The sequence below is a fragment of the Dermabacter vaginalis genome, assembly GCF_001678905.1.
Taxonomy (GTDB): Bacteria; Actinomycetota; Actinomycetes; order Actinomycetales; family Dermabacteraceae; genus Dermabacter; species Dermabacter vaginalis.
In genome coordinates this window covers 1432674-1455436 of record NZ_CP012117.1, presented here as the reverse complement: position 1 = coordinate 1455436, position 22763 = coordinate 1432674, and the positions used below count along the sequence as shown (strand labels likewise).

Sequence of the window (22763 nt, the reverse complement as noted above, 5' to 3'; positions counted from 1 at the left end):
GCGCTGAGAACATCGATCTCGCGACCCTTCCCACCCTCGATAGCACGCGCGGCCACAGCGAGGTGCGCGTGCGCTTTTGCCCCTCGCCCACGGGCACGCCCCACATCGGCATGGTGCGCACCGCGCTGTTTAACTGGGCCTACGCGAAGCGCACGGGCGGAAAGCTCGTGTTCCGCATCGAAGACACCGACCAAGCGCGCGACAGCGAGGAAAGCTACAACCAGCTTCTCGACGCGATGCGCTGGCTCGGTATCACGTGGGACGAAGGCGTCGATGCCGGCGGCGAGGACGGCCCCTACCGTCAGTCTCAGCGCGGCGAGATTTACCAGGACGTCATTCAGAAGCTCAAGGACGGCGGGTTCATTTACGAGTCGTTCTCGACTCCCGAGGAAATTCAGCAGCGCCACATTGCGGCCGGCCGCCCCAAAGAATCGGGCTACGACGGCTTCGATCGTGACCTGACCGAGGAGCAGAAAGCGGCGTTCCGCGCCGAAGGCCGCGAGCCCGTGTGGCGCGTGCGCATGCCCGACGACGACATCACGTTCAACGATCTCGTGCGCGGGGAGATCACCTTCAAGGCCGGCTCGACCCCCGATTACGTGGTCGTGCGCGCGAACGGTCAACCACTGTACCCGCTCACGAACCCGGTCGATGACGCGCTCATGGGCATCACCCACATTCTGCGCGGAGAAGATATCCTCAGCTCGACGCCTCGACAGATCGTGCTGTACGAAGCGCTCAAGAAGATCGGCATCGCGAAGTTCACGCCCGAATATGCGCACCTTCCCTACGTTATGGGTGAAGGCAACAAGAAGCTCTCGAAACGCGATCCCGAATCCAGCCTCTTCCTCTACCGCGATGAAGGCTTCGTGCCCGAAGGCATGATCAACTACCTCTCGCTTCTCGGCTGGGGCTACAGCGGTGATCAGGACATTTTCACGCGCGAGCAGTTCGTTGCGAAGTTCGACGTCGCCGACGTCAACCCGAATCCGGCCCGCGTGGATTACAAGAAGGCGCTCGCGATTAACGCCGACCACATGCGCATGCTCGACGAAGCCGAGTTCACCGAGCGCATGATCCCGTACCTTGAGAAGGAGGGCGTGGTTTCCACGCCCATTACGGAGGAACAGCGCGCACTTCTCGCGAAGGCCACGCCTCTCGTGCAGCCGCGCATGAACCTCCTCGGCGAGGCCCCCGGCATGCTGCGCTTCCTGTTTATCGACGATGCCGACCTCGTGATCGAGGAGGACGCCCTTAAAAAGCTCGGCGACGATCCGGTTTCTGTGGTGCGCCGCGCGATCGAGGTCATCAACGAGGGCGGTAAAGAGAACTTCACGACCGAGAAACTCGAAGCGTCGCTGCGCGCGGCCATTATCGAAGGCATGGGCGTCAAGCCGCGCCTTGCGTTCGGGCCGCTTCGCTCCGGCATTTCGGGCCGTCGCGTGAGCCCGCCGCTTTTTGAGTCGATGGAACTTCTCGGCTTCGACTCGACCCTCGCCCGCCTCGACTCGTTTGCCAAGCTTCTCGCATCGCGGTGAGTGACGAAACTTTCGAATACGCGACCGGGCACGGCCGCGCGCACGCCAAGACGATCCTCATTGGTGAGCACGCGGTCGTGTACGGCCATCCCGCGATCGCGTTTCCCATCCCGCATTTGAGCCTCACGGCGACCGCGAGACTCTTGCCGTACCCGGATTCGGTGAGCGCGCATGCCGGTCGCATTGAGGGCTCGGTTTCGGCCGAGGGCTTTGGCACGATCAGTGGATCGTATTCGCTCGCGGAGGGGTTGTCGTTTGACGAGCAGACCGTTCCGGGAAGCGAGGTTCGCTTTGAGAGCGGGCTGACTCTCGACGTGCCATCGACCCGCACGGGGGAGCGGCGCGGCAGGCGGCGCATTGCCACCGTTGGCGATCCGTCGACGGGCGCGATCTATCTCGATGTTGATACGGAAGAAGCGGAAGACGAACTCGCCCAATCCGCTCTGCGCACGATTCTCGGCTATGTGGGGGAGAAGCCGGGGCGCGCTGAGGTGACGGTCGAGGGGAGCATTCCCACGGCCCGCGGACTCGGCTCGAGTGCCGCGATGGCGAGCGCGATCGCTGTTGCTGTCGCGCGCCTGTACGGCCATGAACTCACGAGTGAGGAGCGCTTCGAACTCGTGCAGTTCGTGGAGCGCATCGCCCACGGAACCCCAAGCGGGCTCGACGCCTACCAGACCATGGCGAAGGTTCCCCTGTGGTTCCAGGCAGGAAAAGCGGAGCCTCTCGAGCTCTCGGCGACTCCCGCGCTTGTCGTGGCCGACACGGGCCTTCCCGGACACACACTCGATGCCGTTCGGGGTATCCGCGAACGACGCGAACGGGATTCCCGGCTCGTGGATCTCGCGCTCGAAACGATCGCTTCGCTCGCACACACGACGCGTGAAGCACTCCGCCTTGGCGATATGAGCAGCGTTGGCCGCGCGATGAACGACTGCCAGCAGATTCTTGCGGAACTCGATGTATCGCATCCGCGACTCGAACGCCTCGTAGGTGCGGCGCGTGAGGCTGGCGCGCTTGGCGCGAAACTCACGGGCGGCGGTCAGGGCGGTTGCATCATTGCGCTTGCACCGTCCCACGGTGCCGTGCCCGCGCTCAAGCGGGCGCTCCTTGCGGCTGGTGCGACAAACGTTTGGCCGATCAACACCGCGTGTGAGGAGATTTCATGACGCGCGCCACCGCTGTTGCCCACCCCAACATCGCCCTCGTGAAGTACTGGGGCAAAGCCGATCGCGAACTGAACCTTCCCGCGACTGGCTCCCTTTCGCTTACCCTCGACATCTTCCCCACCACCACGACCGTTGAGCTCACCGAGGAGGCCACCGACCAGGTCATACTTGACGGCGCCACGCTTTCCGGGGAGGAATCCGCGCGCGTGCGCACCGTTCTTGACCTCGTACGTGAGCGGGCAGGTTCGGGCGCGTATGCGCGGGTGACGTCCACGAATACGGTTCCGACGGCTGCGGGGCTCGCGTCGAGTGCAGCCGCGTTCGCGGCGCTTGCGAAGGCGTCGAGCGTTGCCTATGGGCTTTCGCTGAGCGATGCGGAGCTTTCGCGGCTTGCCCGCCGTGGCTCAGGGTCAGCATGTCGCTCAATTTTTGGTGGCCTCGCACGCTGGAACCAGGGCACGAGCGATGAGACGAGCGTCGCGGAACCCCTCGAGTGGAAGGGGGAAGATCTCGCCATGGTCGTCGCGGTGATCTCGAGCGCCCGCAAGAAGATCGGTAGCCGCGCAGGGATGAACCACACTGTGGAAACTTCCCCGTACTTCGAGGGGTGGGTCCGTTCGAATGCCGCACTCGTGGAGCGTGCGTCGCGAGCTGTGGACGAGGCGGATTTCACGAGCCTCGGTGAGATTGCCGAGATGAGTGCGCTGCGTATGCACGCCTCGATGCTTGGCGCCGAGCCGCCCGTGCGGTACCTCACGGGGAAGAGCTTCGCGATTTTTGACGCAGTCCAGGCGCTGCGTGAAGAAGGGCTAGAGGCCTATGCAAGCGCGGATGCGGGGCCCAACGTGAAGATTCTGTGTCGCTCGCGTGAGGCCGCTCTCGTGGCGCAGTCCCTGCGTGAGAGGATCGAAGACGTGAAGATGCACGTTGCGAACGCCGGCCCCGGCGCCTACCTCCTTGACGAGGGTGAGCGCCCGAGCGCAGCATGAGCGCTTTTGAGTTCCGTGCGCCCGGCAAACTTTTTGTCGCGGGCGAATACGGCGTTGTACACCCGGGCAATCCGGCAGTGCTGATCGCGGTGGATCGGGCCGTGACCGCGCGCGCCCTTCCCGTTCGTCGCGCCTTCGGCGTACGCGTAGCGAGCGAGCTGTGGAGCGAAGAGCGCGATTACGCGCCCGCTCACGAGGGGGAGGCGGCGCAGTCGCGCGAGCCAGTTTTCCTCGCACTCGACGTACTCGAGGAGTACCTTGGCACTCTGCCAGTTCTCGATCTCCACCTTTCCTCGACCCTCGAGGAAAGTGACGGGCGCAAGTACGGTTTTGGCTCCTCGGGCGCCGTGGTTGTCGCGACGATCGGTGCCGTTCTGCGGGCCCTCAAAAAAGACTTTTCCCCACTCGAGCTCTTCAAGCTTTCCGCCCTCGCCGTGCTCAAGGGCAATGTTCGCGCTTCGTGTGCCGATGTAGCGACGAGCGTTCTGGGCGGGTGGATTTTTTACCGCTCATTCGACCGGGAAGCCGTGCGCGATCTGTGTGCGCACCACGGTGTGAAGGCTGCACTTGCCGCGCCGTGGCCGGGTCTCACACTCGAGGCGCTCGACGTACCCGCGAATCTCGATGTGGTGATCGGCTGGAGCGGCGCGCCGGCTTCGACCAGGTCACTCGTCGCTCACGTTGATGAGGCCGCGAGAGAAGGGCTCGTGGACCTCGAGGTTTTTTCGCGTGAGAACGCCGCCCACGTCGACCGTTTCGCGAGCGAACTGCGCGCGGGTGAAGCGAGCGCCGCGATGGTGACGCTCAACGCCGTACTCTCACAGCTTCGCGCCCTCGACAAGGCGGCTGGAGGCACGCAGCCACTCGGGATCGAAACTCCAGAACTGCGCGCCATGACCGAGATCGCCAACGCGCACGGTGCCGCCGCGAAACTTTCGGGAGCGGGTGGCGGCGACTGCGTCATCGCTCTTGCGTCGAGTGCGGGCGTGGCAGAAGCCGTGAGGAAAGCCTGGCGAGCGGCGGGAAAAATTGCGCTCGACGTGGGCGTGCAAGCGTCGGAATTCGCGCATCACGAAGAGGACACGACTGGAAAGCGAAGGAGCGCCCATGAGTAGTTCGCGCAAGGACGACCACGTGCGGCTTGCACTGGAGCAAGAGACCGCAAAGCTCCGTTCGAGGGACTTCGACGACGTGCGCGTGGTGCACCACGCCCTCGGAGCCGTCAACGTGGACTCGGTGAGTCTTGACGTTGAGGTCGCGGATCGAACCTGGACGCTGCCGTTTTACATCAACGGCATGACGGGCGGAAGCGAATTCACGGGGAAAATCAACCAGGCTCTCGCGATCGCGGCCGCGGAGACGGGCATCGCGATGGCTTCGGGCTCGATGAGCGCGTATTTCAAGGATCCCTCGTGTGCACCGAGCTTCACCGTTCTTCGCGAGGAGAACCCGCACGGCTTCCTCATGGCGAACCTCTCGGCAAACGCAAGCCCTGAGCAAGCGCGCGAAGCGATCGAACTGATCGACGCCGATGCCCTCCAGATTCACGTGAACGCCGTCCAAGAGATCGTGATGCCCGAGGGCGATCGCGAGTTCGAACACTGGAGCGGGCATATCAAGGCAATCGCACGAGCCGTGGATGTCCCCGTGGTGGTGAAAGAAGTCGGTTTCGGGATGACGGGCGCCACGGTGCGAACGTTGTCCTCTCTCGGCGTTGCTTACGTGGATGTCGCGGGCAACGGTGGAACCGATTTCGCGCGCATCGAAAGTGCGCGCAGAGCTGATCGGTTCTCCCACCTCAACGGTTGGGGCCAAAGCGCGGTCGAAAGCCTCATTGACGCACGGGGGGCATCGCGCGACACGGGTATTCCACTTTTCGCAAGCGGAGGCGTGCGCACGAGCCTCGACGTGCTCAAGGCCCTTGCTCTGGGTGCCAAAGCCGTGGGCATCGCGGGCGGTTTCCTCGCCACGGTGCGCGAGGACGGGCCCGAGGCGCTCATCCGCGAGATCCGCACGTGGGAGGCACAGCTGCGCTCAATGATGGCGCTCGTGGGAGCACGAAATGTTGAGGCGCTTACGCACACCGACCTCGTGCTCACAGGAAGCGTGCGCGAATACGCGAATGCGCGAGGTTTCGACCTTTCCCATTTCGCACGGCGAAGCGGCAAGGCAAGTGGAGGTTCTCATGAGTGACAAGCGCGACCAGGGCGCGTTCGCCCAAATCCCCATGAAATGGCTCGGCCCGCTGCGGATCAGCGGAAACGTGGCCGAAGGCGAAGTCGAGGTTCCGCTTGCGACCTACGAGACGACTCTGTTCCCCTCGGTCAAGCGCGGCGCCACCGTGTCCCGCCTTGTGGAGGGCGGTATTCGCATAACCCTCGTAGACGAACGCATGACCCGCTCGATCTTATTCGAAGCGGATTCCGCAGCCGAGGCCTATGAAGCCGCTCAGCGGATATGCGCGAACCTTGCAGGGCTGCAAGAGGTCGTCTCTTCGACGAGTCGCTTCGCCCGCCTCATCGATATTGCCCCCGAGATCGTGGGCAACCTCCTCTACCTTCGCCTCGAATTCCTCACGGGGGATGCTGCGGGCCACAACATGGTGACCCTCGCCGCCGATGCACTCATGCCTCACATCGCGAGCCGCGAGCCGATGCTCCGCTACGCGAGCATCTCCGGTAACTACTGCACCGACAAGAAGCCCTCCGCCGTCAATGGCATTCGCGGCCGAGGCAAGAATGTCATTGCAGAAATCGTGCTGCCCGAAGAGGTGCTTCGCCGTCGACTCCGCACGAGTGCCGAACGCATGATGGACCTTAACGTGCGCAAGAATCTCGTGGGCGGAATAGCCGCGGGCTCGCTCCGCAGCGCAAACGCGCACTACGCGAATATGCTGCTCGGCTTTTACCTCGCGACGGGCCAGGATGCCGCAAACATCGTTGAGGGAAGCCAGGGAATCACGCACACCGAGCGCCGTGGCAACAATGGTGAGGACCTCTATTTCTCGTGTACGATCCCGCACCTCATCGTCGGTTCCGTGGGCAACGGCAAAGGCCTTGACTTCGTGAGCGAGAACCTCGAGCGGCTTGGATGCCGAGACGATCGCGAGCCGGGGGAGAACGCGAGGCGACTCGCGGGGCTCGCCGCGGCGACCGTTTTGTGCGGGGAGCTTTCCCTCATGGCCGCGCAGACTAATCCGGGTGAGCTCATGGCCGCCCACGTCCAGTTTGAAAGGAGTTCGCGATGACGCACGCGATCGGCATCACCGATATCTCAGCGGCGACGACCTCGCTCTTCTTCCCCCTCACGTCGCTCGCCGAGGCGCAGGGCACGAGTGCCGGGAAGTACTTGCGCGGCATCGGTCAGCACGAGATGAGTGTGCCCTGCGAGGACGAGGACATCGTGACCCTCGCCGCGAGGGCCGCGGCACCCATCGTTGAACGCCACGGTGTCGACGAGATCCGCACTCTCGTTCTTGCAACGGAGACGGGGATCGATCAGTCAAAAGCCGCGGGCATCTATGTGCACGAGCTGCTCGGACTCGCGCAGCACACGCGTGTGGTGGAGCTCAAGGAAGCGTGCTACTCGGCGACTGCCGCGTTGCAGTTTGCGCTCGGAATCGTCTCCCGCCATCCGGGCGAGAAGGTCCTCGTGATCGCGAGCGATATCGCCCGCTACGAACTCGACTCGAGCGGTGAGGCGACTCAGGGTGCGGGAGCGCTCGCGATGCTCGTGAGCGCCGACCCGGCGATCATGACGGTCGAGCCTGCCTCGGGGCTCTTCACCGAGAATGTCCATGACTTCTGGCGCCCCAACGACCGCACGACCGCTCTCGTTGACGGGCGTTTCTCCGTCACCGTGTACTTGCGCGCCGTGACCGCCGCCTACGACGACTACGTCAGTCGCGGGGGAGCGGAGTTCTCTTCCCTCTCGCGCGTGTGTTTCCACCAGCCATTCACGAAAATGGCGACCAAAGCGATGCAGACCCTCGCCAAACACGCGGCTGCCGAGTCTGTTGCCGATGCCGTCTCGACTCTCGAAGAGACGATGATCCTCAACCGGCGCCTCGGTAATACCTACACCGCTTCCGTGTACATGGGACTTCTCTCGCTTCTCGAGAACGCCGAACTGGAGGCGGGGGAGCGGGTCGGCATCTTCAGCTACGGCTCGGGTGCGGTCGCGGAATTCTTCAGCGGCCAACTCGTGGAGGGATACCGCTCGCAGCTTCGGCCCGGTGCGCTTTCCGCCCAGCTTGAGGCACGGCGTGAAATCAGCTACGAAGAGTACCGCGAGCGTCACCTCCTTGCCGATCGCACGGGGGATTTTGAGGCGCGCGTGGAGGCGCAGGGCCCCTTCCGCTTCGCGGGCGTGCGCGACGCGATTCGGGTGTACGAAAAGGCGTGAGAAATGGGGTCCGACGCTTGCTGAGCGAGCGTCGGAACCCCTCTCGTGTGAAGGCTTCCACAAACGGGTCACGAAAAGTTGCCGGGCCTACCGGGCTCGACTACTGTGGTATTTCGTTCGGTTCGCCGAGCGAAACCCTTGGGGTATGGTGTAATTGGCAACACGGCTGATTCTGGTTCAGTTGTTCTAGGTTCGAGTCCTGGTACCCCAGCGATGCAGGTCACACGGCCTGGATTTGGAAACGATCAGCAGTTTTGCTAAAGTTTCTAAGGCCTCATTGAGGCAAAGGCCCCGTTCGTCTAGCGGCCTAGGACGTCGCCCTCTCACGGCGGTAACACCGGTTCAAATCCGGTACGGGGTACAGAGCGAAAGCCCGACCACTTCGGTGGTCGGGCTTTTTCGTGTCCGGGACCTTCCCGAAGTATCCTTAAAGCCAGCAGGGAGTTTTGGTTCACAAAAGCGTGAGCCCGGCCGTGGAAGGAAGAAAACCATGAGTGCAAATGAAGGCCGCATCGTTGTGGGTGTCGAGGACACCGAAGAATCCGATCACGCGATCCGCTGGGCGGCGCGCAATGCCCTGGCTCTCAAGAAGCCCCTGCACCTCGTGCATGCGTTCGTGTGGCCGCTCATGGGCGTCGACGTCGACCCCGTGCCGGGCGTGAGTGGTTCTGGACTCAAGGTTGCCGCGCAGCGCCTCCTTGATGAAGCGGTGGAGATCGCGTATGAGGTTGCCCCGGGCTGCGAGGTGACGACCCAGATCGTTGATGGTCGCGCTGTTGACGTTTTGATCAAGCAGTCGGAGACCGCTGATGCCCTCGTCGTAGGCTCGCGCGGGCTGGGCCGTTTCCTTTCGCTCATCGTTGGTTCCACGAGCTCGGCGCTGCTCACGCGCTCGAAGTGCTCGATTGTCGTTGTGCGCGGCGATATCGCTGCCGACGGCCCCGTCGCGGTGTTCTATGACGGCGGAACCGCGTTTGATCGCGCCCTTGAGCGCGCCGCTGAGTTCGCGAAAATTTACGGGACGGGTGTGCGTGTCATTCCGTCAATCGTCATTCCCGAGGAGAAATGGGCGGGCATCCTTGAGGATGCCCAAGCGCACTTGCGTAAAGTTTCCCCCGAGGTTGACGTGGAGATTACCGAGTACGGCCGTCAGCACACCGCGAAGGAACTCATTAGGCGCAGCGAAGGCACGAGGCTCATTGTCGCGAACGCGCGCGGGAAACACGAAGAGCTTGAGCGCCAGCCGGTCGTGTCGAACATGGCATTCCTGCAGTACGCCAACACTCCCGTGTGGCTCGAGCGGCAGTAGCCGCTCGGCCTCCCACGGGGGCTATGCCCCGGCCTGGCGGACGAGCTCGCTGAGTTTTTCGGCGTAGGCGATGACCGAGGCCGCGTGGATGCGCCCGGGCTGACGCGTCATGCGGTCGATGGGCCCCGAGATCGAGAGGGCCGCAACGACCCGGTCGCTCGGTCCTCGCACCGGGGCGCTGACCGACGCTACTCCCGATTCGCGCTCGCCAACGCTCTGGGCCCAGCCGCGCCTGCGCACGGCCGAGAGCATCGACGCAGTGAAGCGTGCGCCGTGGAGGCCGCGGTGGAGCCGATCGGGTTCTTCCCATGCCAAGAGGATCTGCGCGGCGGAGCCTGCGCGCATCGTGAGGGTGGAGCCGAGCGGGACCGTGTCACGAAGGCCGCTCGGCCGCTCCGCGGTGGCAACGCACACGCGGTGATCGGCTTGGCGGCGATAAAGCTGGGCGGATTCTCCGGTATGGTCCCTGAGCTCGGCGAGGATCGGCCCAGCGGAAGCCAGGAGTCGATCCTCGCCTGCGGCGGCCGCGAGTTCGGTGAGGCGGGGGCCGAGGATGAAGCGGCCCTGGATGTCGCGCGCCACGAGCCGGTGGTGTTCAAGTGCGACCGCGAGTCGGTGGGCTGTGGGGCGCGCAAGGCCGGTCGTGCTCACGAGATTGGCGAGCGTTGCGGGGCCCGCCTCGAGAGCCCCGAGTACCGTGGCGGCTTTGTCGATCACGCCGACGCCGCTTCCCTCTTCCTTGTGAATGTTCATGGAATAAGACTAGCGTCTCGAGATATGAAATGCGAGTGCCTCGCCCCCTGGACGTCCGTGAGACTTGGGCCCAACGAGCCGCGCGCCTTTCACGACGGGCACCGCGGGAGACGACGATCGAGGAGTCAATCACATGGCGGGAACTCTCGCGGAAAAGGTATGGCACGATCACGTGGTCCGCAAGGGCGAAGGAAACGAGCCCGATCTTCTCTACATTGACCTTCACCTCCTTCACGAGGTGACGTCGCCGCAGGCATTCGAGGGCCTGCGCCTCGAAGGGCGTGCGCCGCGGCGCGTTGACCAGACGCTCGCGACGGAAGATCACAACACTCCGACCGTGAATATTGATAAGCCAATCGCTGATCTCACGAGCCGCACCCAGATCGATACGCTGCGCAAAAACGCTGAGGAATTCGGCGTGCGCCTCCACTCGCTCGGTGACGTCGACCAGGGAATCGTGCACGTCGTGGGCCCCCAACTCGGGCTCACTATGCCGGGTATTACGGTTGTGTGCGGCGACTCGCACACGTCGACTCACGGCGCGTTCGGCGCTCTCGCGTTCGGCATCGGTACCTCGGAGGTCGAACATGTGCTCGCCACCCAAACCCTGCCCCTCAAGCCTTTTAAGACCATGGCGATCAACGTGGAAGGCTCGCTGAGGCCGGGCGTGAGTGCGAAGGACATCATCCTCGCGGTCATTGCGCAGATCGGAACGGGCGGCGGGCAAGGATACGTGCTCGAATACCGCGGTGAAGCCATCCGTCACCTCTCCATGGAGGGGCGCATGACGATCTGCAATATGTCTATCGAAGCGGGTGCCCGTGCAGGCATGATTGCCCCCGACGACACCACCTTTGAATACGTCAAGGGCCGCCCCCACGCCCCGAAAGGCGAAGCGTGGGAAGAAGCGGTCGCGTATTGGAAGACCCTCAGGAGCGATGACGACGCGACGTTCGACGCCGAGATTGTGATCAATGCCGATGAGCTCGAGCCTTTCGTGACGTGGGGAACGAACCCCGGCCAGGGGCTTCCGCTCTCGAGCGCTGTTCCCGCGCCCGGGGACTTCACCGACGAGAACTCGAAGGCCGCCTGTGAGCGCGCGCTCGAGTACATGGATCTCGAACCCGGCACGCCCCTGAAGGACATCCGCGTTGACACGGTCTTCATGGGCTCGTGTACGAACGGGCGCATCGAGGATCTACGCGCCTTCACCGACGTGATCCGCGGCCGCCAAAAAGCCCCGAACGTTCGTGTGCTCGTGGTGCCGGGCTCAGCTCGCGTACGCCTCCAGGCGGAAGCCGAAGGGCTCGACAAGGACATCCTCGCCTTCGGCGCGGAGTGGCGAAACGCGGGGTGCTCGATGTGTCTCGGCATGAATCCGGATCAGCTCGCTCCCGGTGAGCGTTCGGCCTCGACCTCGAACCGTAACTTCGAGGGGCGTCAGGGCAAGGGTGGGCGCACCCACCTCGTGTCGCCCGTTGTCGCGGCAGCGACCGCCGTGCGTGGAACCCTCTCCTCGCCCGCCGATCTCGACAATCTTGGTGAAACCGACGCGGCGGTGCTCGCCTGAGGCCCGCGGACGCGTGGAAAGGACTCGCATCATGGAAAAGTTCATCTCACATACGGGCATCGGCGTTCCGCTGCGCCGCTCCAACGTTGATACCGATCAGATCATCCCCGCCGTGTACCTCAAGCGCGTGACGAAAACGGGATTCGATGACGGGCTTTTTAGCGCGTGGCGCCAAGACCCGGACTTCGTGTTGAATCGCGAGCCGTACACGCGTGGCTCCGTGCTCGTCGCGGGGGAGGAGTTCGGCACCGGTTCTTCGCGCGAGCACGCCGTGTGGGCGCTTCGCGACTACGGCTTCAAGGCTGTGCTTTCGAGTCGTTTCGCCGACATCTTCCGAGGTAACGCGGGAAAACAGGGTCTCGTCGCCGCGGTCCTCTCGCAGGCTGACATCGAACAGATCTGGAAGATCCTCGAAAACCAGCCGGGTACCGACATCACCGTGGACCTCGAGAACCGGGTGGTAGAGGTCGCGGATGCGACCTTCGCGTTTGAAATCGACGACTACACACGCTGGCGACTCATGGAAGGTCTCGACGACATCGGGCTCACGATGCGGCACGAAGCAGAGATCGCGGAGTTTGAAAAGCGTCGCCCCTCGTGGTTTCCGAAGACGCTCCCCGCGCGCACCCCCGACGACCAGTAGAAGGAGTCTTTTGCGCCCTCGGCGTACACGGTGCCGATGTGCCGTTATTTCCACAGGGCTGTTCGGTATGGTGAGACGGTTACCTGTGGGCTCAGCCCGGAAAGGGAATCAACTCCACTATGACCTCAAGCTTCTATGTGCGTGGCGGCAAGCCGCTCGAAGGTGAGATCACCGTTCGCGGTGCTAAGAACCTGGTTTCGAAGGCCATGGTTGCAGCGCTCCTCGGCGAAACCGAAAGTTTCCTTACGAGCGTTCCTGACATCAGCGATGTGCGGATCGTGAGTGAACTTCTCCGCGTGCACGGCGTCAAGATCGAGCGTGACAAAGAGGCGGGAACCCTCCGCATGGATCCCTCCAACGTTGAACGCGCGCACGTGGCCGATATCGACGCGCACGCGGGAAGCTCACGCATCCCGATTCTCTTCTGCGGCCCGTTGCTGCACCGCCTCGGCGAAGCCGTGATTCCCGATCTCGGTGGATGCCGCATCGGCACGCGCCCGATCAACTATCACCTCGACGTGCTGCGCAACTTCGGCGCGCATGTCGATAAGCGCGAACACGGGATCTACATCACGGCACCCGATGGGCTCCGCGGCGCGAAGATCCGCCTCGAATATCCGAGCGTCGGCGCCACCGAACAGGTGCTGCTCACGGCCGTGCGTGCCCAGGGCATTACAGAACTCGAAAACGCCGCCGTTGAGCCCGAGATCGAGGACCTCATCGCGGTGCTTCAAAAGATGGGCGCGATCATTTCGCTTCGCACCGATCGCACGATCGTGATCGAAGGCGTGGAGAAATTGAACGGTTATCGCCACCGCTGCCTCCCCGACCGTATCGAGGCCGCGAGCTGGGCATGCGCCGCCCTCGTGACGCATGGCGACGTGTTCGTGCGCGGTGCAGAGCAGAAGGCCATGGGCACGTTCCTTAACGTGCTGCGGAAGATCGGCGCCGGCGTTGACATTCACGACGACGGCATTCGCTTCTACGACACGGGCGAGGGGCTCTCCTCTGCGGCGATCGAGACCGATGTTCACCCGGGCTTTATGACCGACTGGCAGCAGCCACTCGTCGTGCTCCTCACACAGGCGAACGGTATTTCCATCGTCCACGAAACGGTCTACGAAAACCGCCTCGGCTTCACGAGCGCCCTCAACGACATGGGTGCCCAGATCCAGGTGTATCGCGAGTGCCTCGGTGGTTCGCGTTGCCGTTTCGGCCAGCGCAACTACAATCACTCGGCCGTCGTGAATGGTCCGCGCCCGCTCAAGGGTGCGGAAATCACGGTTCCGGACCTGCGCGGCGGGTTCAGCTACCTGATCGCGGCGCTTGGTGCCGACGGCACCTCGCAGATTCACGGAATCGACCTCATTGATCGAGGCTACGAATCATTCAGGGACAAGCTCACGAAGCTTGGCGCGGATTTTTGGGAAGAGTGAGAACTCATCGACTCTCGACATGAGGAGCCAGCGGTGAACGATATTCCTGGCGTGCGCGTGACCGAAGCGTCCCAGGGGCGCTACACGTCGCTTGCGCTTCGCGATATTCCGGTACCGGATTACTGCGATGTGGTCATCGTGCCCACGAAAGGGGTGGATGAGCCCGATCCGCGTGTGTGGGCCGAGGCAATCTTTTCCCATGAGAACGCCACGCTGACCTCGCGCGGCGCTCGAGCTGTGCGTGACGAGGCTATTCGCCTCTTCGATCTCGTGCCCCCGCCCGAGCGTGAGCGTTTCGTGAGCGAGGTCGTGGGTGCGGAAGCGCTCATTATTGACGACACACCGTCGCTCACGATCCGCATCGGTGTGGCCGTCGAGCCCGGCGGCGACCTCGTGCGCATCACCACCGCAGTCAAATACCGCACGATCCGCGGCCGTCTCACGTTCGGGCCGCGCCGCATGATGCACGCTTCGGCGATCCACACTCTCGCGAAGCGCGCACCGGCCACCCTGAGGCGCCGGGAGGCTGCGCGGCTCTCGGCAGGCAGGCCTCGACGTGCGAGTATCACGCGCGGCATTCGTCGCAACCGCCAGCTGGCGTCGGGTGACGGTGAACGTTCCCGGTAGCGCGGGCGCATGCACGGGGCACATCGCCGTTCTTGGCGCTGGCTCCTGGGGCACGGTGTTCTCGCATATGCTCGCCAAGGGCGGCAACGACGTGCGTTTGTGGGCACGCCGCGAGGAACTCGCCACAGAGATCACGAAGACTCGTGAGAATGCAAGTTACGTGCCCGGCCTACATCTTCCCGCGAGAATCGAAGCCTCGAGCGATATCGCTCATGTTCTCGAAGGGGCACGCGGCATCGTGCTTGCGGTTCCCGCCCAATCCTTGCGGGCATGCCTTGAGGCGTGGCCACGCCTGCCTCGCGTTCCCGTCGTTTCCCTCATCAAGGGCATCGAGCGGGGAAGCGACGAGCGCATGTCGCAGATCATCGCGCAGTCCGGCGCTGTGAGCGAAGATCTCATCGCGGTGCTGTCCGGCCCGAACCTTGCTCGCGAGATTGCTCGCGAGCAACCGTGTGCTTCGGTCATTGCCTCCACGAGCGAGATCACGGCTCGCGAAGTGGCCTCATGGTGCTCCGCCCCGTATTTTCGCGCGTACGTGAGTCGAGACGTGACCGGAATCGAGGTCGCGGGCGCGATGAAGAATGTCATCGCGATCGCCGTGGGCGCTGCGGCCGGCCTCGGCTATGGCGATAACACTCGCGCGTCGCTCATCACGCGCGGCCTTGCCGAAATTACGCGGCTCGGGGTTTCGCTCGGCGCCGAACCTTCGACCTTTGCCGGTCTCGCGGGGATGGGGGATCTCGTCGCCACGTGTGCGTCGCCTTTGTCGCGGAATTTCCGGCTCGGGAAGGCACTCGGTGAAGGGCAGAGCCTCGAGGAAGCCAAAGCAAGCGTCGGACAAACCGCCGAAGGCGTACCCACGGCGAGAGCTGTGGCGGACCTCGCCGACCGCTCGCATCTCGACCTGCCCATTACGCGCGCCCTGGTCGATGTGGTTGATTGCGGGCGTAACATTGCCGAGGTGACGAGCGCACTGCTTTCGCGTTCCGTCCGATTCGAATAGAGGAGCTCACGTGCATACCATTGCGCTGATCTTTGGCGGTCGCTCAAGCGAGCACGGCATTTCGTGCGTGACCGCGGGCGGTATTCTGCGCCAGATTGACCGCTCGCGCTTCACCGTTGTCCCGATCGGGGTGACAAGCGAGGGCCGTTTCGTTGAGGTCACGGGTGACCCCGACCACTGGCAGATCACGGATGGCACTGCCCCGCACGTGCCAGACTCGGGCGACGAAATCATCCTCCAACAATCGCGCCTTGGTAAGGGGAAAGTGGAGCTGCGCGTCGTGCGCGATGGCGGGCGCCTTGAGCATCTCGCCGATATCGACGCGGTGTTTCCGCTTCTCCACGGCCCTTACGGCGAAGACGGCACAATCCAGGGACTCTTTGAACTATGGGACGTCCCTTACGTGGGTTCAGGCGTGCTTGCTTCCGCTGTATCGATGGATAAGGACTTCACGAAACGCATTCTCGAAGGTGCGGGTCTCAACGTCGCCCGCGGGGTCGTCGCACGTGCGAGTGAACCTCGAGCGGCGGTGCGCGAACGCGCTTCCAGCCTCGCTTTTCCGCTGTTCGTTAAACCGGCGCGCGCGGGCTCGAGCTTCGGCGTGACGAAGGTTGATGCCCTCGAGAATCTCGATTCTGCCCTCGATGAGGCCTTCCGCTTCGACCCGAAGGTGCTCATCGAACAGGGCGTCGAGGGGCGCGAGGTGGAATGCGGTGTTCTCCAGGGCGAGAGCGGGCAGGCGCCGCGCACGAGTCTTCCGGGCGAGGTCGTGATCGGCGAAGACCTCGCTTTTTATGACTACGAATCGAAGTACTTCGGCAAGGGAACCGTCACGATCGATATCCCCGCGGCTATTCCCGCGGCCCACATCGCCTCGGTGCGCGAGGTGGCCGCACGTGCATTCGACGCTCTCGAGCTCGAGGGGCTCGCGCGTGTAGATGTGTTCGTGACCGATGGCGGCGACATCATCGTCAACGAGGTCAACACCATGCCGGGCTTCACCCAGATCTCGATGTTCCCCGTGCTGTGGGAGAACATGGGACTTTCCTACACCGACCTGATCTCACGCCTGATTGACAACGCGCTCGACCGTGGCGTGGGGCTCCGCTAGGGGCTGTTGCTCTCAGAGCTCTTCAGCGTCGTCGAACGCGAGGCATCGGCCTCCCGATTGCGGAATGCGCGAAAGAAGGCCGGCGAGGTCGATCGCTGCCGCACTTGGTTGATCCGGTGCAACTTCGCGCGGCACGGTAAGGTCAACCGCGGGTTCGCGACCGTAGGTCGTCATGTGCACGATCCCGCGCTTGTCGTCTTCCTTGACGATCCAGTCGATCTCCGTGCCACTTCGCGAGGCGATTGTCGTGCACAGGTCGGTTGTCGGCGGGGGTGGGGCCACGCCGCACCGGAGCACGATTGTGTCTTCTCCCGAGCCCCAGGCCGCTGTTGATTGGGCGGTGGTTTCGCTGCGGCTGAGGCCAAGGAGCACCTCCGGAAGTGCCACGATGATCTCCGCGCAGCGAGGGTGTGTGGGGTTGGCTTCGGGGGGTGGGACAGCGACGGCGCCGCACGCGGTAAGGGTAAGGGCGCACCCGAGCGCGAGCACGCTGGTGATCGCGCACAAGGCGTGGCGCGGGCGAGCGGCAGCCGTGGGTGTGTCAATCATGAACACCAGCCTAACTCTCTGACCGCATAGTGAGTGCCTGGACGAAAGCTGATAATCTTTGTGACCATGAGCGAGAAGTACGCACTGACGCCCCGCACCGAGCAGCTTTTTCCCGAAGGGCCGCACGTCACTGTGCGATTCCTCGACGAATCGAGCGACGCCGAGCTCAAGCAGTACTGGGATCTTCATCGCGTGCTCGACGAAGAATTCTGCGGCTCCCACGAGCGTCGCACGCCCGCTGAGCTTCGTGTCGAACATGAGGACACCGATCGGAAGCGTTCCTACCACCTCGTGGCCGAAGTTGAGAGCCTTGAAGGTGCGCGCATGATCGCCGGACTCGCTGAACTTGAGCTCCCTCTCGCGGAGAACACCGATACGCAGGAAATCGACCTCGTGGTGTACCCGGCGTGGCGAGGAAAGGGCATTGGCACGATGCTCACGGATGCTCTTCGGGACATCATGAAGCACGAGGAGCGTCCGAAGGCTGTCGGCTATGCGCTCACCCACGTGGATTCAACCCAGGGGGAAAAGGAACTTCCTGCTGCGAGGATCGCGACCCGGCTTGGCCTCGCGAAGGTCGCCACGGAGTTCGTGAGCACGGTTTCGCTCCCGCTCGATCGCGACCTCGTCGAAGACCTCCACGTCGAGGTTGAAGCTTCCCTTGGCAAGTACCGCATCATTACCTGGGAGGGGGACGTCCCTGAGGAGCACATGGAGCAGTGGTGTGTGCTGCTGAATCAGATGTTCGCGGATGCCCCGACTGAGGATTCTTCGCTTGAGAAGCCCGAGTACGACGAGGAGCGGGTCCGAGCGACCGAAGCGAGGAGCGCTGAGCGTGGCTATCGCCGCCTCACGGCGGTAGCCCTCGCGTCGAACGGCTCGTTTGCTGGGACGTCGTACGTGATGTTTCGCGAGGATGGTTCGCGACTTGGCGAGCAGGCCATCACCCTGGTCATGCCCGAGCACCGCGGGCATAATCTTGGCCTCGCGCTTAAGCTCATGACGCATCGCCTCCTGACCGAAACTGAGTCGAAGGTCGATGTGCTGCGCACGTACACGAACCACACGAACACCCATATGAACGCCGTGAACGAACGCCTTGGCTATCGTACGGTCGCGAAGGAGATCACCTTCGAAGGAAAGCTTCGAGGGATCTGAGTGCGGCAGCACGAGACAAGCCTCGGCGAGCTTGGTGAGGCGGGGATCCTCGAGCGAATTGTCCCGTTTTTTCAGCATCGCGATGATGCGGTCATCGTGGGCCCTGGTGATGACTGCGCCGTTGTTCGCGCCGCTGGGGAGCTCGTGTTCACGACCGATGCGATCGTCGAGGGATACGACTTCATTCTCGGTACTTCTGATCCCGTGAGCATAGGCCGCAAGGCTGCGGTGCAAAACCTCGCGGATGTCGCCTCGATGGGGGCAAAGCCACGCTGGCTGCTCACGACTGTTCTCGCGGGTAAAAACACGCCAATCGCGGTGCTCGAGGGGATCGCTGGGGGAATCGCGCTCGAGGCACACCCGCTCGGCGCTTCGGTGATTGGCGGGGATCTCGGTACGGCGCGTGAGCTGACGATTTCGATCACGGCCATCGGCGAGCTTAGGGAGCCAGGCACGGCCGTTGTGCGCTCGGGCGCACGGGCCGGGGACGTTCTTGCGGTGGGCGGGGACCTACTCGGACTCAGCAGTGCCGGTCTCGCGCAGGTGCTCGGGAAGGCCGACGCCACCCTGCCAGATATTGAAGCCGGGGGTGGAGCGGTCGCGAGGCTCGCCAAGCGCGCACTTGCGTGGCACCTCGCACCCGAGCCTGACCTCTCAGCGGGGTGGGGCGCGGGGCGATTGGCGAGCGCGATGATCGACATCTCCGACGGGCTCGTGCGCGATGCGAGCCGGATCGCTCGTGCGAGCGACGTAAATTTGGATCTTTCACGAGCCGCTCTTGAAAGTGACCGGGCCCTCCTTGCTCCACTCGCCGATATTTGCGGTGTAGACGCGATGGAGTGGGTGCTCGGCTCGGGGGAGGAACACCTCATGCTTGCGACCTTCCCTGCGAACGTGTGGGCCGAGAGCACCGAGGTGCGCGCCGAATTCCGCGAGATTGGCCGTGTTCTCCCGTGCGAGGGGGAGGGGACCGTGTTGCTCGACGGCGCTCCGCTCGCGATGCACGGATGGGACCATTTTTCCCTCTAGGGTGGGGGGCATGTCTTCCATGCCAATAATTCCCACGAACTCCGCCTCCAACTCGCGTGGAAAGTCCCAGTGGACCCGCAACCTCGAGCGCAATCCTGGTCATTCTGAGTGGTACATCGCGCGCTGGGAGCGCATGCGTGAAGCGGGCAAGGACCTCGACGGTGAGGCACGACTGATCGATGCACTTGCGCCGCGCGAGGCGAGAATTCTCGATGCCGGAAGTGGCACGGGCCGCGTGGGCGCGGAGCTCGCAAGGCGCGGCCATGACGTTGTGGGTATCGACCTCGATCCCACGCTCGTGGCCTATGCCGCGCAAACGTCGCCCGGGCCCAGGTGGATCGCGGGTGACCTCGCGGATGCTTGCGACCTTCTGGGGGAGAGTGCACTCGCTTCGTTCGACGTGATCGTTGCTGCGGGCAATGTGGTGGCGTTCATCGCCGAAAGCGACAGGCGCCGCGTGCTTGAGAACTTCGCGAGGCTCCTGCGCCCCGGAGGCAGGCTCGTCGCGGGGTTCGGCACCGCGCGCGGGTATTCGCTCGAGAGCTATGTTGCGGATGCCTCGGCAGCGGGCTTCACGGCCCCGCAGGTATATTCGACCTGGGATTTGCGGCCCGCGAGCGATGATCCCGGGTTTGCGGTCGTGATTTCTCCGATGGATGCTCACGAATAGAGGCGCTTAGCCGGAAATCAAATCGTGTGGGGCTGCACCGGGGGAGCTTCCTTACGAAATCACGATCCCGCGGCATGCGAAAAGGACCTCCCCTGGGGGAGGTCCTTGTCAAAGCTTTCGCTCGGGCAGCGCCCGGATGCTCAGGCGGCGCGCTGAACCTTGCCGGCCTTGAGGCACGAGGTGCACACGTTGAGGCGCTTCGGGGTGCCGCCGATCACGGTGCGCACGGACTGGATGTTGGGGCTCCAGCGGCGCGAGGTGCGACGGTGCGAGTGGGAAACGCTCTTGCCGAAGCTCGGGCCCTTGGCGCAAATGTCACACTTGGAAGCCACGGTGTTCTCCTGAATAATCGCTAACGTACTTGATCTTGTGCGCCGAGGCTCATGCAGCGGATCGAGCCGCGTGGCGCTGGGCAACCCCAAAAGCATAGCCCACTTGCGCGTGAAGAGCGATAGGGATGCGCCCGCGACCCCTGTGTAGTCAGCCACACCGGTGGGTGGGGCGTGAAAGAATGCGGTGAGTATCGACGGCGCGGAAGGAGCATGCGTGGTTCAGGCGAAGGCCGACGGTTTCCCCGCGGGCCTCCTCACCCCTAAGGAAAGCGCTGCCGCACGCGGGCTCGGCGCGCGAAACTTCGAGGACCTCGTGAGGGTTCCTCCACGCCGTTACGCTGCACCCGGCCCTCTGCGCGACCTTCGCTATTTGAACGAAGGCGAGGATATCTCGGTGATCGCGACCGTTGAGCGCACGCGAGAGCGCACGATGAAGAATCGCAAGGGTACCCTCTTGGACGTGCGTGTGCGCGATGACGAGGGAGAGAGCATCCAGCTGACCTTCTTCCTCTTCAAGGCGCACCTCGTGAGCTGGCACATGAGCCGCCTACGCGAGGGCACGCGGATCCTTGTGAGCGGAACCGTCTCGCGCTATCGAGGTGAGAACCAAATCGCCCACCCCGATTACGTGCTTCTCGCGGAGAACCCTTCTGCGGAGGAAGAGCGCGATATTGCGAAGGCGCTCGAGCCAGCTCCCGTGTATCCGCTTCGCGGTTCGGTGACGCAAAAGGTGATGCGGTCGCTTTTTTCCAAAGTTCTGCGGCATGCGGGCGATCTGCGCGAGGTGGTCCCCGAGGCGATCCGGCATGAGCGCGACCTGCCGGGAATCCAAGAGGCAGCGCGGCTTCTTCACGCACCCCGCAATAGTGCGGACATCGAGCGGGCCCTACGCTACTTTCGATTCGAGGAAGCCTTCATTATCCAGTCGATCTTTGCGAGGCGCAGGGCTCAGGACGTCGCGGATTCCGCGCCGCCACTCGCGACATACGGCGACCTCAGTCGGGCCCTTGACGAACGCCTACCGTTCGACCTCACACCCTCGCAAGAAGAGGTGGGCGACCAGATCGCCGAGAGGATCGCCGAGCCACACCCCACGTCCCTGCTCCTTCAAGGTGACGTCGGTTCGGGGAAAACGGTCGTAGCGCTCCGCGCCATGGCGCGCGCTGTCGATTCCGGGTACCAGGCGGTGCTTCTCGCCCCAACAGAGGTGCTCGCCCGGCAGCATTTCGCGACGATCACCACAATGCTCGGCGACCTCGCGCGCCACGGCCACCTGGACGCACACGAAGCGGCCACGCGCGTGCGGCTCCTCGTGGGCGCACAAAGGGCCTCCGAGCGCCGAGAGAGCCTGCTCGACCTCATGAACGGCGAAGCTGGGATCGCCGTGGGCACCCACGCGCTGCTCACCGAGAACGTCGACTTTTTGAAGCTCGGCCTCGTGATCATTGATGAGCAGCATCGCTTCGGTGTGGATCACCGCCGGCAGTTGCGTTCGAAAGGACCGGGGCATCTGCGCCCACACATGCTGGTGATGACCGCAACGCCGATCCCCCGCTCCGCGGCACTCGCCCTCGTAGGCGATCTCGATTCACTGACGCTCAAGGGACGCCCGCGCGAAGGCACGGAAGTCTCGTCGTTCGTCGTTCCTCTTGGAGACGACGCATGGCGCGAGCGCATGTGGGAGCGCGCGCTCGAAGAGATCCGCGCGGGGCGTCAAGCGTTTGTGGTGTGTCCGCGCATCGATCCTGATGAGGTGAGTGAGGTGAGCGAGGCGGAGGCGCTTGGCGGTCCTGGCGACCCCTCCTTGCTCGCCCTCGGACCCGAGCACCCGCTCCACGCGGTTACCCCGACTCTCGACATGCTCCGCGCGAAGCCGGGGTTCGATTCCCTCCGCATCGAAGAGCTGCACGGCAAGCTTCCAAGCGACGTCAAGCGTGAGCGCATGGAGGCTTTCGCGGCAGGCGAGATCGACGTGCTCGTGGCAACCACGGTCATCGAAGTGGGGGTCGACGTGCCAAATGCGAGCGTCATGGTCGTGCTCGATGCCGAGCGTTTCGGACTCGCCCAGCTCCATCAGCTTCGCGGTCGAATCGGGCGCGGGACCCATCCGGGGATCGCCTTTTTTGCGACGCAATTTGGCCGGGGGAGTGCGCAACATGAAGGGCTCACGGAGCTTGCGGAGACGACCGATGGTTTCGCCCTTGCCGAACTCGACCTCGAACGACGCGGTGGCGGCGATCTCGTGGGCGATATTCAGTCGGGAACGTCCGTTGCCGTGCGCTTCCTCGACGTGGGTCGTGACGCGCGCATGATCCTCGAGGCCCGCGAAGATGCGCTCGTGACCGAGGCTCTTGCGCGAGGCTCCCTCACCTCGAGTAGTCTCACACCGCCCACCCCGAGCGAACACGACGCCCTCGATTCCGCGATCGCGCGTCACAGCGCTCGCGGCGTCGACGACCTCGAAAGGAGCTGA

At 63.7% G+C, this 22763-nt stretch carries 21 protein-coding genes and 2 tRNA genes; 20 read left to right on the top strand and 3 right to left on the bottom strand.

Features of this window, described 5'->3' with window-relative positions; translation table 11 throughout:
• Positions 1–110 precede the first annotated feature (110 nt).
• The 10 genes from gltX to DAD186_RS06300 all read left to right on the top strand — a co-directional run bounded on the left by gltX (position 111) and on the right by DAD186_RS06300 (position 9409).
• On the top strand, positions 111–1538 hold the full coding sequence (gene gltX / locus DAD186_RS06345) for a glutamate--tRNA ligase (protein WP_236886301.1): 1428 nt from the start codon (positions 111–113) through the stop codon (positions 1536–1538).
• Entirely contained in the window at positions 1535–2707 is a 1173-nt protein-coding gene (gene mvk, locus DAD186_RS06340) for a mevalonate kinase (protein WP_065247972.1), read from the top strand. The genes gltX and mvk overlap by 4 nt, the downstream gene beginning before the upstream one ends.
• The gene (gene mvaD, locus DAD186_RS06335) at positions 2704–3696 is read left to right on the top strand and encodes a diphosphomevalonate decarboxylase (protein ID WP_065247971.1); all 993 of its coding nucleotides are present in this window, start codon (positions 2704–2706) and stop codon (positions 3694–3696) included. Before mvk ends, mvaD begins: the two co-directional genes overlap by 4 nt.
• A complete protein-coding gene (locus tag DAD186_RS06330; protein ID WP_065247970.1) occupies positions 3693–4811 on the top strand; it encodes a phosphomevalonate kinase in 1119 nt (372 codons plus the stop codon). Before mvaD ends, DAD186_RS06330 begins: the two co-directional genes overlap by 4 nt.
• The gene (gene fni, locus DAD186_RS06325; protein WP_065247969.1) at positions 4804–5889 is read left to right on the top strand and encodes a type 2 isopentenyl-diphosphate Delta-isomerase; all 1086 of its coding nucleotides are present in this window, start codon (positions 4804–4806) and stop codon (positions 5887–5889) included. Before DAD186_RS06330 ends, fni begins: the two co-directional genes overlap by 8 nt.
• A complete protein-coding gene (locus DAD186_RS06320) occupies positions 5882–6943 on the top strand; it encodes a hydroxymethylglutaryl-CoA reductase (RefSeq protein ID WP_065247968.1) in 1062 nt (353 codons plus the stop codon). Before fni ends, DAD186_RS06320 begins: the two co-directional genes overlap by 8 nt.
• Positions 6940–8100 carry a hydroxymethylglutaryl-CoA synthase gene (locus DAD186_RS06315; protein WP_065247967.1) on the top strand — a complete coding sequence of 387 codons (1161 nt, stop codon included), beginning with the start codon at positions 6940–6942 and terminating at the stop codon, positions 8098–8100. Before DAD186_RS06320 ends, DAD186_RS06315 begins: the two co-directional genes overlap by 4 nt.
• A gap of 139 nt (positions 8101–8239) precedes the next feature.
• A tRNA-Gln gene (locus DAD186_RS06310) sits at positions 8240–8311 on the top strand.
• Between the two features lie 77 nt (positions 8312–8388).
• Positions 8389–8461, top strand: a tRNA-Glu gene (locus DAD186_RS06305).
• A gap of 129 nt (positions 8462–8590) precedes the next feature.
• Entirely contained in the window at positions 8591–9409 is an 819-nt protein-coding gene (locus tag DAD186_RS06300) for a universal stress protein (RefSeq protein ID WP_065247966.1), read from the top strand.
• A gap of 21 nt (positions 9410–9430) precedes the next feature.
• Here the strand turns inward: DAD186_RS06300 and DAD186_RS06295 are convergent, their stop codons facing one another.
• Positions 9431–10162, bottom strand: a complete 732-nt coding sequence (locus tag DAD186_RS06295) for an IclR family transcriptional regulator (protein ID WP_065247965.1) — start codon at positions 10160–10162, stop codon at positions 9431–9433.
• Between the two features lie 133 nt (positions 10163–10295).
• Here DAD186_RS06295 and leuC point away from each other — a divergent pair, with 133 nt between their 5' ends.
• The 6 genes from leuC to DAD186_RS06265 all read left to right on the top strand — a co-directional run bounded on the left by leuC (position 10296) and on the right by DAD186_RS06265 (position 16552).
• Positions 10296–11732: a 3-isopropylmalate dehydratase large subunit gene (gene leuC, locus DAD186_RS06290; protein WP_065247964.1), complete on the top strand. Its 1437-nt coding sequence runs from the start codon at positions 10296–10298 to the stop codon at positions 11730–11732.
• 31 nt (positions 11733–11763) lie between these two features.
• Positions 11764–12375 carry a 3-isopropylmalate dehydratase small subunit gene (leuD, locus tag DAD186_RS06285; RefSeq protein ID WP_065247963.1) on the top strand — a complete coding sequence of 204 codons (612 nt, stop codon included), beginning with the start codon at positions 11764–11766 and terminating at the stop codon, positions 12373–12375.
• 119 nt (positions 12376–12494) lie between these two features.
• Positions 12495–13811 (top strand): UDP-N-acetylglucosamine 1-carboxyvinyltransferase, encoded by a 1317-nt coding sequence (gene murA / locus DAD186_RS06280; protein WP_065247962.1) that lies wholly within the window; start codon positions 12495–12497, stop codon positions 13809–13811.
• Between the two features lie 33 nt (positions 13812–13844).
• Complete coding sequence (locus tag DAD186_RS06275) at positions 13845–14438, top strand: hypothetical protein (RefSeq protein ID WP_082991114.1); 594 nt, start codon at positions 13845–13847, stop codon at positions 14436–14438.
• Between the two features lie 22 nt (positions 14439–14460).
• Entirely contained in the window at positions 14461–15441 is a 981-nt protein-coding gene (locus DAD186_RS06270) for an NAD(P)H-dependent glycerol-3-phosphate dehydrogenase (RefSeq protein ID WP_082991231.1), read from the top strand.
• 10 nt (positions 15442–15451) lie between these two features.
• Complete coding sequence (locus DAD186_RS06265; RefSeq protein ID WP_065247961.1) at positions 15452–16552, top strand: D-alanine--D-alanine ligase family protein; 1101 nt, start codon at positions 15452–15454, stop codon at positions 16550–16552.
• Positions 16553–16564: 12 nt separating this feature from the next.
• On the opposite strand, the gene DAD186_RS06260 is transcribed toward DAD186_RS06265, so the two are convergent.
• On the bottom strand, positions 16565–17101 hold the full coding sequence (locus tag DAD186_RS06260) for a DUF3515 family protein (protein ID WP_065247960.1): 537 nt from the start codon (positions 17099–17101) through the stop codon (positions 16565–16567).
• A 66-nt stretch (positions 17102–17167) separates the two neighbouring features.
• Here DAD186_RS06260 and DAD186_RS06255 point away from each other — a divergent pair, with 66 nt between their 5' ends.
• The 3 genes from DAD186_RS06255 to DAD186_RS06245 are packed head-to-tail and all read left to right on the top strand — an operon-like array spanning position 17168 to position 19958.
• A complete protein-coding gene (locus tag DAD186_RS06255) occupies positions 17168–18259 on the top strand; it encodes a GNAT family N-acetyltransferase (protein ID WP_065247959.1) in 1092 nt (363 codons plus the stop codon).
• On the top strand, positions 18260–19288 hold the full coding sequence (gene thiL, locus DAD186_RS06250) for a thiamine-phosphate kinase (RefSeq protein ID WP_065247958.1): 1029 nt from the start codon (positions 18260–18262) through the stop codon (positions 19286–19288). It abuts the gene before it with no gap.
• A 10-nt stretch (positions 19289–19298) separates the two neighbouring features.
• On the top strand, positions 19299–19958 hold the full coding sequence (locus DAD186_RS06245; RefSeq protein WP_082991113.1) for a class I SAM-dependent methyltransferase: 660 nt from the start codon (positions 19299–19301) through the stop codon (positions 19956–19958).
• Positions 19959–20098: 140 nt separating this feature from the next.
• Here the strand turns inward: DAD186_RS06245 and rpmB are convergent, their stop codons facing one another.
• Positions 20099–20290, bottom strand: a complete 192-nt coding sequence (gene rpmB, locus DAD186_RS06240; protein WP_065247957.1) for a 50S ribosomal protein L28 — start codon at positions 20288–20290, stop codon at positions 20099–20101.
• A gap of 214 nt (positions 20291–20504) precedes the next feature.
• Between rpmB and DAD186_RS06235 the strand changes: the two genes are divergently transcribed.
• Positions 20505–22763: an ATP-dependent DNA helicase RecG gene (locus DAD186_RS06235; RefSeq protein ID WP_065247956.1), complete on the top strand. Its 2259-nt coding sequence runs from the start codon at positions 20505–20507 to the stop codon at positions 22761–22763.